This is a genomic window from Bacillus sp. BACIII (assembly GCF_057836745.1).
In genome coordinates this window covers 911,841-925,114 of the sequence record NZ_CM174437.1, presented here as the reverse complement: position 1 = coordinate 925,114, position 13,274 = coordinate 911,841, and the positions used below count along the sequence as shown (strand labels likewise).

The 13,274-nt window shown below is 46.3% G+C and carries 19 protein-coding genes; 5 read left to right on the top strand and 14 right to left on the bottom strand.

The features are described 5' to 3' along the window. Nucleotides 1-139: 139 nt before the first annotated feature. Complete coding sequence (locus tag ACXN9U_RS04860) at nt 140-865, top strand: GntR family transcriptional regulator (protein ID WP_016936631.1); 726 nt, start codon at nt 140-142, stop codon at nt 863-865. Nucleotides 866-919: 54 nt separating this feature from the next. Here ACXN9U_RS04860 and ctpA read toward each other — a convergent pair whose 3' ends face one another. After that, complete coding sequence (gene ctpA / locus ACXN9U_RS04855) at nt 920-2,326, bottom strand: carboxy-terminal processing protease CtpA (protein ID WP_489202239.1); 1,407 nt, start codon at nt 2,324-2,326, stop codon at nt 920-922. Between the two features lie 146 nt (nt 2,327-2,472). On the opposite strand from ctpA, the gene ACXN9U_RS04850 reads away from it, so the two are divergent. Next, the gene (locus ACXN9U_RS04850) at nt 2,473-3,174 is read left to right on the top strand and encodes a class I SAM-dependent methyltransferase (protein WP_489202238.1); all 702 of its coding nucleotides are present in this window, start codon (nt 2,473-2,475) and stop codon (nt 3,172-3,174) included. A 92-nt stretch (nt 3,175-3,266) separates the two neighbouring features. Continuing rightward, nucleotides 3,267-3,521, top strand: coding sequence for a hypothetical protein (locus ACXN9U_RS04845; RefSeq protein WP_060962537.1), 255 nt, complete (start codon nt 3,267-3,269; stop codon nt 3,519-3,521). Nucleotides 3,522-3,565: 44 nt separating this feature from the next. Here the strand turns inward: ACXN9U_RS04845 and ACXN9U_RS04840 are convergent, their stop codons facing one another. Together ACXN9U_RS04840 and deoD are read right to left on the bottom strand one after the other, a co-directional pair. Beyond that, nucleotides 3,566-4,384 carry a M15 family metallopeptidase gene (locus tag ACXN9U_RS04840; protein ID WP_060962536.1) on the bottom strand — a complete coding sequence of 273 codons (819 nt, stop codon included), beginning with the start codon at nt 4,382-4,384 and terminating at the stop codon, nt 3,566-3,568. An 83-nt stretch (nt 4,385-4,467) separates the two neighbouring features. Beyond that, nucleotides 4,468-5,166 carry a purine-nucleoside phosphorylase gene (gene deoD / locus ACXN9U_RS04835; RefSeq protein ID WP_047474591.1) on the bottom strand — a complete coding sequence of 233 codons (699 nt, stop codon included), beginning with the start codon at nt 5,164-5,166 and terminating at the stop codon, nt 4,468-4,470. Nucleotides 5,167-5,302: 136 nt separating this feature from the next. Here deoD and ACXN9U_RS04830 point away from each other — a divergent pair, with 136 nt between their 5' ends. Then, nucleotides 5,303-5,428, top strand: coding sequence for a hypothetical protein (locus tag ACXN9U_RS04830; RefSeq protein WP_003153701.1), 126 nt, complete (start codon nt 5,303-5,305; stop codon nt 5,426-5,428). Nucleotides 5,429-5,468: 40 nt separating this feature from the next. Here the strand turns inward: ACXN9U_RS04830 and ACXN9U_RS04825 are convergent, their stop codons facing one another. The 3 genes from ACXN9U_RS04825 to ACXN9U_RS04815 all read right to left on the bottom strand — a co-directional run bounded on the left by ACXN9U_RS04825 (nt 5,469) and on the right by ACXN9U_RS04815 (nt 6,710). Continuing rightward, nucleotides 5,469-5,789, bottom strand: a complete 321-nt coding sequence (locus ACXN9U_RS04825) for a YodL domain-containing protein (protein ID WP_003153700.1) — start codon at nt 5,787-5,789, stop codon at nt 5,469-5,471. Nucleotides 5,790-5,848: 59 nt separating this feature from the next. Beyond that, the gene (locus ACXN9U_RS04820; RefSeq protein WP_060965030.1) at nt 5,849-6,460 is read right to left on the bottom strand and encodes a phosphatase PAP2 family protein; all 612 of its coding nucleotides are present in this window, start codon (nt 6,458-6,460) and stop codon (nt 5,849-5,851) included. Nucleotides 6,461-6,536: 76 nt separating this feature from the next. Further along, nucleotides 6,537-6,710, bottom strand: a complete 174-nt coding sequence (locus ACXN9U_RS04815; RefSeq protein ID WP_013352563.1) for a YozD family protein — start codon at nt 6,708-6,710, stop codon at nt 6,537-6,539. Between the two features lie 119 nt (nt 6,711-6,829). Here ACXN9U_RS04815 and ACXN9U_RS04810 point away from each other — a divergent pair, with 119 nt between their 5' ends. Beyond that, a complete protein-coding gene (locus ACXN9U_RS04810) occupies nt 6,830-6,973 on the top strand; it encodes a hypothetical protein (protein ID WP_014418137.1) in 144 nt (47 codons plus the stop codon). Here ACXN9U_RS04810 and ACXN9U_RS04805 read toward each other — a convergent pair. The 8 genes from ACXN9U_RS04805 to ACXN9U_RS04770 form a co-directional block, all read right to left on the bottom strand. Beyond that, entirely contained in the window at nt 6,970-7,650 is a 681-nt protein-coding gene (locus tag ACXN9U_RS04805) for a hypothetical protein (RefSeq protein ID WP_016936639.1), read from the bottom strand. The genes ACXN9U_RS04810 and ACXN9U_RS04805 overlap by 4 nt on opposite strands. Before the next feature lie 147 nt (nt 7,651-7,797). Continuing rightward, nucleotides 7,798-8,022: a YozE family protein gene (locus ACXN9U_RS04800; protein ID WP_016936640.1), complete on the bottom strand. Its 225-nt coding sequence runs from the start codon at nt 8,020-8,022 to the stop codon at nt 7,798-7,800. A gap of 74 nt (nt 8,023-8,096) precedes the next feature. Then, entirely contained in the window at nt 8,097-8,375 is a 279-nt protein-coding gene (locus tag ACXN9U_RS04795; protein ID WP_016936641.1) for a YokU family protein, read from the bottom strand. Then, entirely contained in the window at nt 8,372-9,793 is a 1,422-nt protein-coding gene (kamA, locus tag ACXN9U_RS04790) for a lysine 2,3-aminomutase (RefSeq protein WP_049628641.1), read from the bottom strand. Before kamA ends, ACXN9U_RS04795 begins: the two co-directional genes overlap by 4 nt. A 12-nt stretch (nt 9,794-9,805) precedes the next feature. Continuing rightward, a complete protein-coding gene (gene ablB / locus ACXN9U_RS04785; protein WP_489202482.1) occupies nt 9,806-10,648 on the bottom strand; it encodes a putative beta-lysine N-acetyltransferase in 843 nt (280 codons plus the stop codon). Next, a complete protein-coding gene (locus ACXN9U_RS04780; protein WP_489202237.1) occupies nt 10,626-11,927 on the bottom strand; it encodes a peptidase in 1,302 nt (433 codons plus the stop codon). The genes ablB and ACXN9U_RS04780 overlap by 23 nt, the downstream gene beginning before the upstream one ends. Beyond that, nucleotides 11,899-12,594 (bottom strand): 3-oxoacid CoA-transferase subunit B, encoded by a 696-nt coding sequence (locus ACXN9U_RS04775; protein ID WP_489202236.1) that lies wholly within the window; start codon nt 12,592-12,594, stop codon nt 11,899-11,901. The genes ACXN9U_RS04780 and ACXN9U_RS04775 overlap by 29 nt, the downstream gene beginning before the upstream one ends. After that, the gene (locus ACXN9U_RS04770) at nt 12,579-13,268 is read right to left on the bottom strand and encodes a CoA transferase subunit A (RefSeq protein WP_489202235.1); all 690 of its coding nucleotides are present in this window, start codon (nt 13,266-13,268) and stop codon (nt 12,579-12,581) included. Before ACXN9U_RS04770 ends, ACXN9U_RS04775 begins: the two co-directional genes overlap by 16 nt. Between the last annotated feature and the right edge of the window lie 6 nt (nt 13,269-13,274).

Sequence of the window (13,274 nt, the reverse complement as noted above, 5' to 3'; positions counted from 1 at the left end):
ATTATACATAAACATTATAATTGTACCGGTACAATTTATCAATGCGTAAACAATCATATTTATTTCACAAAATGGCTTTTCAAAACGTTTATGCTATAATTCTGAAAGAAGCGGGACAATAAATGAATGAGGAATGTATATGTTAAAATACCAGCAAATTGCGATGGATATTGAAAAATACATAGAAGAGCATCAGCTTCAGCAAGGGGATAAACTGCCTGTGCTGCAAACCTTAATGACCCAGTTTAACGTGAGCAAAAGCACGATCACAAAGTCCTTGGATCTATTAGAAAAAAAGGGAATTGTGTTTCAAGTCAGAGGAAGCGGCATTTTTGTCAGGCGGAATAAAAGAAAAGGGTATATCAGCCTGCTTTCTAATCAGGGATTTAAAGAATCGCTTGAAGATTTTAATGTCACCTCCAAATTATTGGCGCTGGAAGTGAGAAAGCCCACACCTGAGGCTGCGCAAAATCTGAATATGCCGTCTGACGGCGAGGTGTATTATGTCAAACGTATCCGGTATATTGACGGGAAGACATTATGTATCGAGGAGTCATTTTACAACAAATCGATTATTCCGTATTTGAATAAAGAGATCGTATCAGAATCAATATTTGATTATATTAGGGAAGGTCTCGGATTGAAGCGCGGTTTTTCGGATCTATACTTGTATGCGGGGATGTTAAATGAAGAAGAAGCGGAGTACTTAGGACTGTTTACAGGAGCCCCTAAACTTTGCGTTGAAACGATTTTTCATTTAACCAACGGCCAGCCGTTCGACTTTTCAAAAGTCACCTATCACTATGAACAATCGCAGTTTTTCATACAGGCGAACAGCTACCTTTTTGAACAGGAAACGACGTAAGCAGGATTGCAAACAGAAAACACCCAATGCGTGACAGACGCACTGGGTGTTTTTTTACTTCTTCATGTTCAGATTTAATGTTTCAACGGCTTTTTTCATTTGTGTATCGTTGTCTGCAAGCTGTTTTTGCAGATCTGTCATCAATTTTGCCGTTGTGTCTCCTGTTAAAATGCCTGTTTCTTTCAGTTTCTCTTTTGCCTGAAATTGTTTGACGGCTTGTTCAAATGCTTTGTCATATGTGCCGTTTACATTCACGCTGTATCCCAGCGCTTTCAGCATTTTTTGCGCATTGGTGACGTCCGTTCCGGAATCCCCGTATTTGTACGTTTTTTTCGCATCTAAAAACGGCAGGTTCGCATAATCAGGCAGCTTAACCTGATATTGCGGTTTGATGCCTTTTTTATGAATCCACTCTCCGTCCGCTGTCAGCCATTTTGCGATTGTCAGTTTAACGGTTGAACCGTCGCTGTAATCTTTTGCCGTCTGAACGGTCCCTTTTCCGAACGTTTTCTCTCCGATCAGCGGAATCCCCGATGATTCATGCAGCGCAGCTGACATGATTTCCGCGGCGCTTGCGGTGCCGTCATTGACGAGGACGACTGTCGGTTTTGTCACTTTGCGCTCTTTCGTTGCTTTCATGACCTCTTTCGTGCCGTCTTTGTATTCGACCTGCATAATATTTTTCCCTTTATCGATAAACATGTTGCTCATTTTGATGGCTTCATCCATCAGGCCGCCCGGGTTGCCTCTTAAATCCAGAATGTATCCTTTTGCTCCTTGTTTTTCGAGTTTGTCAATGGCTGAATTCAGCTCTTTTGCCGTCGATTCGGAGAAAGATGTGATTTGGATTTCGCCGATGTCTCCTTTTTTCATTTCAGAGTACACCGTTTCAACCGGAATGGTGTCACGTTTGATCGACAGGTTCAGATCGCCGACACCCGCTCTTTGCAGCACAAGCTTGACACTTGTCCCCTTTTTGCCGCGGATTAACGCGACGGCTTCGTTTACATTCAAGCCTTTGACGCTTTTGCCGTCAACCTTCAAGATCTGATCATTCGGTTTAATCCCCGCTTTTTCCGCAGGAGACCCTTTGATCGGTGATACGATCAGAATGCTGCCGTCCTTTTCTTCCACTTGTGCGCCGATACCTTCAAACGAAGCGGAAATTGTTTCTTCAAACGACTTTCCTTCCTGAGGGTCCATATAAGAAGAATACGGATCATCCAGGGAACTGATCATGCCTTTTATCGCTCCGTCTACTAATTTGCTGTCATCTGTTTTTTGATAGTAATCACTTTTAATCTGCTCATAGGCTTTATTGAATTTCTCAAATTTGCTGTTCGTCAAAGCAGCCGAGCCTTGTCCGAAAATGGTCGTATTGCCCGTAATAAACAGCGTAAGCGCCGAGGCTGCGACCGCAGTGATCAATATGATAAAAAACAGTTTAAATTGCCGCTTCAAGAAAACACCACCTTTTTATTCTTACATTATTATCATAGACGAACGCTCATTCGTCAACTTCAAACGTGAGGCGCCCTTCTTTCCCGTTTACCCAAACCTATGCTTTTCTCCCAACATATGCTGAGGAAGAAAGGAGGATTCGGACTTTGAGCAAATATTTAGAAATGCTGTCCTTATTCGGAGTCGGAGGGGCTCACCCCGGCGGACTCGCTTTTTCTAAAGCCGTTCTCGCAAAAGCGGCTCCTCCTCCTGGCGAGCCGATCCTTGACGCCGGCTGCGGAACTGGACAGACGGCCGCTTATCTCAGCCACCTGCTGTATCCCGTCACCTGTGTTGATAAGGATCCCCTTATGCTTGAAAAGGCAGCAAAGCGATTTGCCGCTGAAGACTTAACCATTCAAAGCTATTTGGCTGAGCTTGAGCGGCTTCCGTTTGCTGAAAATCAGTTTTCTGCCGTTCTCTCTGAATCAGTTCTCACCTTTTCAAAGCTTGATTCATCGCTGTCTGAAATACTGCGGGTCCTTAAACCCGGGGGCATGCTGATCGGCATTGAGGCAGCTTTGAAGAAAGCCCTGCCGGAAAACGCTGTCACGCAGTTAAAAGACTTCTACGGTTTTACCGTATTGCAGGATGAAGCAGCATGGAAGCAGAGATTGCTTCAGCAAGGCTTTCAAAAAGCGGATTTCATTCCCGCTTTCTATGAAAACAATGCGCAGGAACCGACTACAGAAATGGATTTATCGCCCGTTATCCAGCCTGCTCACTACGATACGCTGACGGCTCATTACGATCTTATGCAGAAGTACGGTGAATATATGGGACACTGCGCTTTTATCGCTTACAAGTAAAACGGCGATTGTCCTCCTGTTTTCGTCCAACCTTTTTTGCGCACTCTATCATAAGCTGACATAGAAAGATAGGTTGGATAGGAGGAGAAAAGATGCAAAACTATTATCATCTTTGCCGGCAGCACCATGGAAAAGTAGCAAGAATTACAGAACGAAACGGCAGAGTCCACGTCGGTAGAATCGTACGGGTGACAAACACTAAAGTGTATATCGCCCCTGTCGGCGGCCGTCACAGAGGGTACGGATTCGGTTATTGGGGAGGAGGCTGGGGAGGCTGGGGAGCAGCCTACGGTATCGGCCTTGGTTTAATTACCGGATTTGCGCTTGGAGGTTTGCTCTTCTGGTAATAAAGAAAGCCCGCTAAATCTTTTTAAAAGCGGGCTTTTTCTTATTATACTTTCTTTACTTCATTAAAATATTCTTCAAGTGTTAACTGATGGTCATGGATGGCTTTTGCCGCTTTTTTGCCTACATAACGCAAATGCCATGGCTCATACTCATACTTTGTTACATTTTCTTTGCCTTTAGGATAGCGGATGATAAAGCCGTATTCATACGCATGGTCTTTCACCCATTTGCCGTCAGCCGTGTTTCCGAACGCTTCATTCAGCTCATATCCGTTGCTTTTGCTGGAAATATCCATGGCAAGCCCCGTCTGGTGTTCGCTTTGCCCGGGGTATGCGACGGCTTCTTTCGCTTTCTTTTCACCTTTCAGACTGACTTCATTATCGAAAATAACTTTTTGTCTGTCATAAGAGCGATATCCAGAAACGGCAACCAGGTCATAGCCTTCTTTTTTCCCCGCGTTGAACAATTCCGCCAAAGCATCGGCGGCAGGTTTGCGGATATATCGTTTCTCAATTTTCTCAGTGAAAGAAAATTCAACTTTCGGGATGACGAGATCCTTCGGTTTATAATCTCCCGGCAGCGTGTATGTCTTATTCACGAGCGCAAGTGTATTTGTCGGGTTTTGAATGGTTTCAAGCCCGTTCACTTCTTTAATGTCATTAAAATATTTGCTCTCCAATACAAAATCGCTGTCTTCTGTCTTCGTTGTTTTTTTGCTTGATGTGTCATCTGATTGTTTTGTTTGAGCCGTTGTTTTTGTGTCCTTATGGCTGTCGCCGCCTGAAATGCTGCAGCCGGTGCCCACGATTGCGGTTACGCTGAGAGCAGCAGCAAGCGAGAACCATTTAGTGGATTTCTTCATTTTACCCGTACCTTTCTTTTTTTGAATCAGAGCGTTGCATAAAGAAGAGGGCTGCTTTTATCAGCATGACCCTCATCTCAAGTTTACGATACAGTATGCAGCGCCAGTTTTATCATATCATGAAAAGTCGTTTGACGCTCTTCTGCCGTTGTCTCTTCTCCTGTTAACACGTGATCGCTTACAGTCAGGATAGACAGCGCTTTTTTGCCGTATTTTGCGGCAAGCGTATATAAAGCAGTCGTTTCCATTTCTACGCCGAGGACGCCGTATCTCGCAAGCTTTTCGATTTGCGAGTCTTCATTGTAAAACTGATCGGCGGTGAATACGCTTCCGACGGCTACAGGAAGGTTATTTTTTTGCGCTTCCTGGTACGCTTTATGAAGAAGGTCGAAATCTGCGCAAGGCGCATAATCTACACTTCCGAAAGCGACACGGTTCATCTGTGAATCGGTTGAAGACGTCATAGCCAAAATTACGTCTCGCACCTTCACGTCATTACGGATGGCTCCGCATGAACCGACTCTGATCAGGTTTTGAACATCATAGCTTTGAATCAGTTCATTCACATATATAGAGATAGACGGAACACCCATGCCGGTGCCTTGCACTGATATTTTTTTACCGTTATATGTACCCGTAAATCCGTACATTCCTCTGACTTCATTATAGCATTCCACATTTTCAAGGTAAGTTTCCGCAATAAATTTCGCTCTCAGCGGATCTCCCGGCAAAAGCACTGTATCCGCAATCTGACCTTTTTCTGCGTTTATATGTACACTCATTTCCATTTCCTCCTGCCTATTCAAACTCCCACCCATTGTACACTGAATAACGGTAAGAGACAATCATCAGCATTGATCAGAGCGATCTTGGGCAGAATATGCGGGATGACAGCCTAAGAAAAAGGAGTGAGCATAAATGGGCAAAAAACAGCGCAACCGGGTGACCGGTCAGAAAAAGAACAATCACGTACCCGTTTCAGACGTGATTGCGGCTGATGAAGCGCATGGAAAAGAGCATTCCGCCGCTAAACGGAAGCCTTAAAACAAAACGGAAGCCGGCTGAACATTCAGCCGGCTCCGTCTTACCTCGGCTGGACGAGCAAACGGTTGATTTTGCTCCATCCCGCAGGGTTAAGCCTGTAATAGGTCTTTCCTTTTCTTCCTTCGTCTATAAGTATGACATCTCCGGTCGCTATGAATCTGGCTTGATAGTCGTTTGGAACCGTATCAGGCACATTAAATACAGAAAATGCCCTTTCCAGTGCGTCTTGATGATTGTCAGCGGCCAGCTCTGTCCGATAGACGACCCTGTATCCCTTTTTCTCGCCGTAGCGGGGTGTTTGAAAAATCGTCACATCATAGGCACAAGTCTTTTTTTTAAACACGGGCAGCGATAACAGCATCAAGATCCCTCCCTCTTATTTCTTAATAGTATTAGCGTTTTTTCTCATTTTTCCTGTCTCTATTTTTGTCGAAACGGGTGATACTTTTCGTCAAAGAGCGCAAATAGAGAGACGAGGCAAAGTCCGAGACTGAATCCGGCAAGAACATCCGTCGGAAAATGCGCGCCTAAATAAATTCTGCTGAACCCGATCAGGATGACGAGAACTCCGGTAAAGACGGAGACGGCCCGCTTTCTTCTCGTGAAGAAAGGAACGTGCTTGATTAAAAAGTAGGCGATGACGGGATATATCACTGCCGAATTCATGGAGTGGCCGCTCGGAAAGCTGTATGAGGTTTCATGGACGAGCGGCTCAAAAGCGGGTCTGGCTCTTTCGATCAATTCTTTTATTTTTATGTTTATTATTCGTTCAATGAGGAAGAGAAGCGGCAAAAACACAACATCAGGCGTTTTTTTGTACATATACAGGGCTGCTCCCGTCAATAGAAGAAGCGGTAAAAGCACCGCGGTCGTGCCGAGCTCTGTTATCCATAACATCCATTCATTCAGCCAGGCAGCCCTGATCCTGACCGCCGCTTCTATCACCCTCTCGTCAAAAACCCGGACAGCATCGATCCGGATGGCTGCTGCGAGCAGAATAAACAATGCGAAAAGACCTGCTGGCTTGTACAACGTTTCCCCCCCCCATTTTTCATTCTCCCGAGCCGATTGAAAAAACCGAAGCTTTTTTCACTTCGGTTCCGCAGTTTCAGTCTTCATCAAGCTCTTCGTCTATCATACATTTTTCTAATAAATAATCAAAGGTGATGTCGGCTATTTCAAAGATCTCCTCTTCACTCGGTATGTACCCGCGCATAGCAAGCTGACTGTAAAAAAAATCGGCTATCTCTTCTGTGTCAATCACAAGATCTATTTCTTTCATGCAAACACCGCCTCCTTTTTTATGTTTTATGAAAAAACCCTTCAAATTATACCCGAAAGTTCTAATCGCTTTGTCCGCTCATATACTTTTAAAAAAACAAGCCCCCGGAGGGAGAAAAGATGATGACGAAAATGATGGCTTTTTTGGACGGAGATGGATTTGATATCGTATTGGAAAAAGTGCTGAAAGGAATGTCGTTTGTCATCTTTGCCGGCTGTCTGCCCTGGTTTTTATATGTCACCGTCCGTTTTTTTGCCGGCTAGCTGAAATGCTCCCGCAGGCTTTCCAGCACAAAATTCATCATATCTTTATATTCTTCGTCACCGAACATATCATAAAGAATCTTATAATCGTTATAAATATCAAGGAGCTCATCTACAATCGATACCGCCAGCACATGCAGGGTATCAAGATCATCAGCATCGCCTTCAAACTGAAGAAGAGCGGACGCGGCGGTATCCTCGCCGATCTCATGAGATGCTTCCCCAACATAGTGGACAAACAGCAGCTGATGCACAAACTGATCCATTTCATATTTTCTCAGAACCAGCGTGAGATCCTCTTCCTCCGTTTCAAGCCACTCTCCGTCTTTCAGCCGAGTCAGCTCATAAATAATATCCTCCCAGCCATCCTCTAAATATCTCCATATTTCAGTTCTGTGGCCGATGATACGGAATAATTCTTTTCCGTAGTCCTTTACATATACGACGTCGCCGATCAGAAACTCATATTCAATATCCAATTTTTCCATATCGACGATTACGCCCTCATAATCTTTATAAAGCTGGATGGACGATTCAAAATAAAGCACTTCATTATGGTTGACTTCGTAAAGATAATGTTTATCAATTTGATGAACCTTCGTAATGGTGCCGACGGTTCCGTACATCACGACGACCACGATATCTCCCACTTGAAATTTCGGTTTATTTGGCTTCATGCTGTCTCCCCCTTGCCGCGGACTGTCATACGCTATCGTATGCCGGCCGTCATTATTTCGCATGGGCATGAAAACTACAGGAAATATCCATTTCTGCACCTGTTCAACATGTCAAAAAAACCGCACAATGTCATGTGCGGTTTTTCGTCAGGCGTGATGCACCTCGGTCTCATATTTTTCCCAAGCCTCATCAAATGTCGACATCGTTTCTAAATAATCGGCGCTCAGTTCTAAATACGAACTGAGCTCATGATAATCGCTTGACGTTTTCGGAAAGCCATGGTCTTCGTATGCCTGATTCGCAAATCGGCTGATTGCGTCCTGCGGCTTAGGATGCCTGTATTTCATTAAATAGTGGTAAAAGGATTTCATGGGTTTCCCCTCCTGATGACTGTCTTTTGTTGTACTATTATACATTTCAAAAGTGAAATTACAACAAAAGAAGACTAGGAGAAGTCAAAATAATTCCGTTTCAATATCCGTTCTGTCTGCATCAGCTCTTGATATGTGAGTGTTTCCGGTAATTTTTTGGCGTCGACTAAAAAAAGCTGATTTTCGATTTCGCCTATGACCGCTTCCTCCTGATACGTCATGCCGCAGGAAGAACAAGCGAACGCGGGTGTGTCTGTAATTTCTATGGCCCTCGTACCGTCAGGAAGCTCCCAGTATACAGCCGACTGACAAGCTGACGCCTTCTGATTGCCGCACCACTCGCATGGCTTCACGGCGATTCACCTCCGACTTCCGAGCCTTCTTTTTGCTCTTTTTTCTGCTGTGCTATAAATTTCTTTTCTTTTAATTCATCTCTCTTTTCCCTCCGGTCTTTCAGCGTTTCATGATCAGGGTTAGAAGTAAACGCTTTCCTCCTGCTGATTCTCGATACATTTTCCGGTGTGAAAGAGACCTCTTTATCCGCGAAAATAGCGCTTAGTCCGACCGGTTCGCGTTTGGCCATCGTTCCCGGAAAAACAGATTCAAAATAGTCGTCGGCTTGATTCGGGATATAGTTTTCCGGTTCGGGATAAGATGTAATCACCCCTTCAAAGTTTCTGATCACAACTTTCTCCGGACTTTGGGAGAGCAAATAGTTCGGCTGCAGGGCAATTTTTCCGCCTCCGCCCGGGGCATCGACGACAAAAGTCGGCACGGCAAAACCCGTCGTGTGCCCCCTCAGCCCTTCAATGATTTCCAGACCTTTTGACACGGGCGCTCTGAAATGACCGATTCCCTCTGACAGATCACATTGATAAATATAGTACGGGCGGACGCGGATTTTCACTAAATCATGCATGAGCTTTTTCATAATCGGCACCGAATCGTTAATGCCCGCCAAAATAACGGCCTGGTTTCCGACCGGAACACCTGCGTTGACAAGCTTTTCACACGCCTCAACCGATTCTTCCGTCAGTTCGATGCTCGTATTAAAATGAGTGTTCAGCCAGACCGGATGATATTTTTTCAGAATCTGACAAAGGTTATCCGTTATCCGCTGCGGAAAAACGACAGGCGCTCTCGTTCCGATCCGGATAATTTCGAGGTGAGGAATGTCGCGAAGGTTTTTCAAAATATATTCGAGAATCTGATCGTTAATTAAAAGCCCGTCACCGCCGGAAATGAGACAGTCACGTATTTCAGGCGTTTCCCGAATATAAGCGATCGCCGCATCAAGCTGTTTTTTCGGCACGCCCATCCCGATCTGCCCGGAAAATCGTCTTCTGGTGCAGTATCGGCAGTACATCGAGCATTGGTTTGTCACGAGAAAAAGAACGCGGTCGGGATAGCGGTGCGTAAGGCCGGGCACCGGTGAATCTTCATCTTCAAACAGCGGATCTTCGAGGTCATATTTCGTTTTGTGCATTTCTTCTGACAGCGGCACGGACTGCATGCGGATCGGACATCTCGGGTTATCGGGATCCATTAAGGAAGCATAATAAGGCGTAATGTTCAGAGGAATGGTTTTTACAGACATTCTGACGCCTTCTTCTTCCTCCTCGGTCAAATGAATGACTTTTTTCAGGTCATCGACGGTTCTTACAGTATGAGTGAGCTGCCACAGCCAATCATTCCACTTTTCTTCCGGCACATCCTTCCATAATTCAATCTCCTTCCAATGACGCTTCGGCTGAAACCATTTATTTGTCAAACGAATTCCTCCTTATGAATGGCTGAAACGTAATGTCTTGCACCATATATTCATATTTTCGAGCCCTTCTGAAATCCGGCAGTTGTTCACAAGCCTGCCTCTGTAGCCGTATCCCGCATGATACAAAACGGCATTCATCCCGTAAGAGGCTGCACGGGCCAAGGAAAAAAGATGAATGGTTCCCCGGCCCGAAAGTTCCTGCTCCAAGGCTTTAAACAGGTGTGCCGTTACGGAATTTCCTCTGTAATCTGACAGAACTGCGCAATCGGTCATTTCGGCGTGCCCCAATACGGGATTGAGATCCGCGCTTGCCGCGCCGATAAGACGTTCCTGATCGAAGGCGGCATAATAGATGGTGTTTTCTCTCATTGTTTTTTTTATATAAAGGGGGTTAAAGACAGGAGTAGGATAGGTGAGAAAAACATGTTTATATAAGTGCGATAAGCGGTCTGCATCATCTTCATCCGCTTTTCTGAACATGAGCTTGCTTTCTGTCTGCGTCAGTTTCCGCCGCTGTGTCTCATATAAACGGTCAACAGTCGAATCTTCCGATACATATGAATCTGACTGTCTCCGTTTCTCTGATAAATAACGCACCATCACAGCAGCCTTATGTCCATTGTAATATCCGTCTATGACCCCCTCCTGAATAAAGAGATGCTTGACAAGTTCCGGCTCATCGCTGCGCTTGGCAAAGAAAATCACCTTTTGGGCCCCTTCTTGCTTCGCTTCTGCCAAAACAGCCGGAATAAGCGCCTCGGGCTGCCCGTCATAACGAATGACCCTGAGCCGCTCGTTGAAACGGTCTGCATCAATCTCGGCCGATCCGCTTTCAGCCCTCAGTTCCTTTATCAGCTCTGCCACCTCCATCTGCCACCCCGCACCATTCCATCATAAAAAGAGAAATGATTTTGACGGCATCAATTAACGCCCGGACTTCAATATATTCATTTGCCTGGTGCGCCGCTTTGACTTCTCCCGGCCCGAAGACAATGACCGGCGTCTGCCCCGCATGATGCAAAAGCCCCCCGTCCGTTCCCCACGGAGACGCTTCACGTATCGGTTTTGTCCCTTTCATTTTCTCAAAAGAAGATTCCAAAGCGGAAATCAGCGGATGGTCATCCGGGAGATCGTTCGGAAGCCACTGAGCTCCAAACCATTCAACTTCCGCCGGATGGTGTTTAAACCACTCATCCCGGTACTCCAAATCTTTGAGCCAGCTTGCGAGCTCTTCTTTTACGGCTTCAGGTGTTTCATCCGGAGCTATCCCGCACCTGCCTTCTATCACGACACGGTCAGCTACCGAAGATGGCCACGTTCCGCCTTGGACGGTGCCGATATTAATGGGAACCGGAATCGGAACATCCCGGTAAAGCGGGTCCGTGATACGGGCGTTGCGGACGTGTTCCAGCTCTTTGAGCGCTGTGATGACATGCAGGCTTTTTTCAATCGCGCTCACCCCTTCATAGCGGGTGCCGCCGTGTGCGGACAATCCTCTTACCGTAATGCGGAACCACATAGACCCTTGCTGCTTCACAAACAGCTTTAAATTAGTCGGTTCCGGAATAAGCGCCCCGTCAGCCTTATAGCCTCTCATAACCGTCGAAAGCGTTCCTGCGCCGCCGCACTCTTCATCTACGACACTTTGAAACAGAACATCTCCTTTTAACGTAACCCCGCAGGCTTCAAGTGCTTCTAATGCAAACAAGAGAGCTGTATTGCCGCCTTTCATATCTGTTGAACCGCGGCCGTAAATTTTGCCGTCCTTTTCAACAGCGGTAAACGGTTCATACATCCATGCCGCGGGATTTCCTTCCGGGACAACATCAATATGTCCGTTCAGTATCAGTGATCTCCCGCCGCCGGCTCCTTTCTTTATGGCGGTAATATTCGGGCTTTCATGAAAGTCTTTACGTTCCGATACAAAATAAGGATGCTCTTTCAATTGTTTGACATTCGGTTCCCACACATCAATATCCATGTCAAACTGTCTCAGTTTTTCTAAAACGACTGCCTGTGCGTTAAATTCATGTCCGAACGTGCTTTTTTCCCCGATCAGCCGTTTCAGCAGACTTACCGCTTTTGCCGCATTTTCTTCCGCCCACTCAGTTATTTTCTTTTCTAATTGATCCATGGACAGGCCCCCTTTTCAGAAAACATTCTCCCAATCTGATTTCGGCATCCGTCGTTTGGATGACATCGTCTATCGTCGAACCATTCAGCAGTTCCTCAAGAACAAAAGTCCCATCCTCTATGCTGATGACGGCTTTCTCTGTAATAATGAGGTCTGCACAGCCCGAGGCCGTAAGCGGCAATGAACAGCTTTCGACTAATTTCGGCCGGCCCTTCTGATCGGTGTGGCCCATGACGACAACCACTTTTTTCGCACCTTGGGCAAGCTCCATCGCCCCGCCCATTCCCGGCACTTTTTTCCCCGGGACGAGCCAGTTGGCGAGATCACCTGTCCGGCTGACCTGCAATGCGCCTAAAATGGTAATATCAATCAGCCCTTTTCTGATCATGGCAAAAGACAGCGCTGAATCAAAATATGAGGCTCCCTTTACCGTACTGACGGGAAATCCGGCGGCATTGCATAAGAGTTCATCCTCCGCTCCGGGCTCAGGACTTCCTCCTATCCCAAGAACGCCGTTTTCCGCCTGCAGCATCACCCCCATGCCGGCCGGCAGAAAGTTCGGCACTAAAGAAGGAATGCCGATCCCCAGGTTGACAATCATACCTGAGGTAATTTCACTGGCGGCCCGCCTTGCGATACTCTCTCTTTCCGCTATTCCCAAGCCCATTTCCATTTCACTCCTTCACTTTGCACGACACCCTCCACAAAAACGCCCGGTGTTACAATATGCTCGCTGTCAAGTTCGCCGGCCTGCACAATTTCCGCCGCCTCAGCAAAGGTTCTTTTGGCCGCAGCCGCCATCAGAGGGTTCATGTTGCGCGCCGTTTTGTCATACGTCAAATTCCCGAATTCATCAGCAGTATGTGCCGACACAAAAGCAAAATCAGCCGTCAGCGCTTTTTCAACTAAATAGGGTTTTCCGTCAATCGTTACAGTTTCTTTGTTCTCGCAAACGGTTGCGTTATCAATCCCGATATCCGTTAAAATACCGCCAAGCCCCGCTCCGCCTGCGCGAATCCGTTCGGCAAGCGTCCCTTGAGGCGAAAATTCCACCTCCAGCGTTCCGTCAGTCATTTGACTGCCCGCTACTGGGTTTGAGCCGATATGGGAAGCGATCAGCCGTTTCACCCGTTTATGAACGATAAGCGGGCCAATACCGATTTCCGGAAAGCCGGCATCATTACAGATGACAGTCAGCTCTTTAACGCCGCTTTCTAAAATCGCTTCGATTAATGACGGAGGAGACCCCACACCCCCGAAACCGCCGAACATGATGACAGATTCGTCCTTGACATCGGCAATTGCTTCATGAATATCGATTTTTTTATGAAAAATAGACATGTCAGT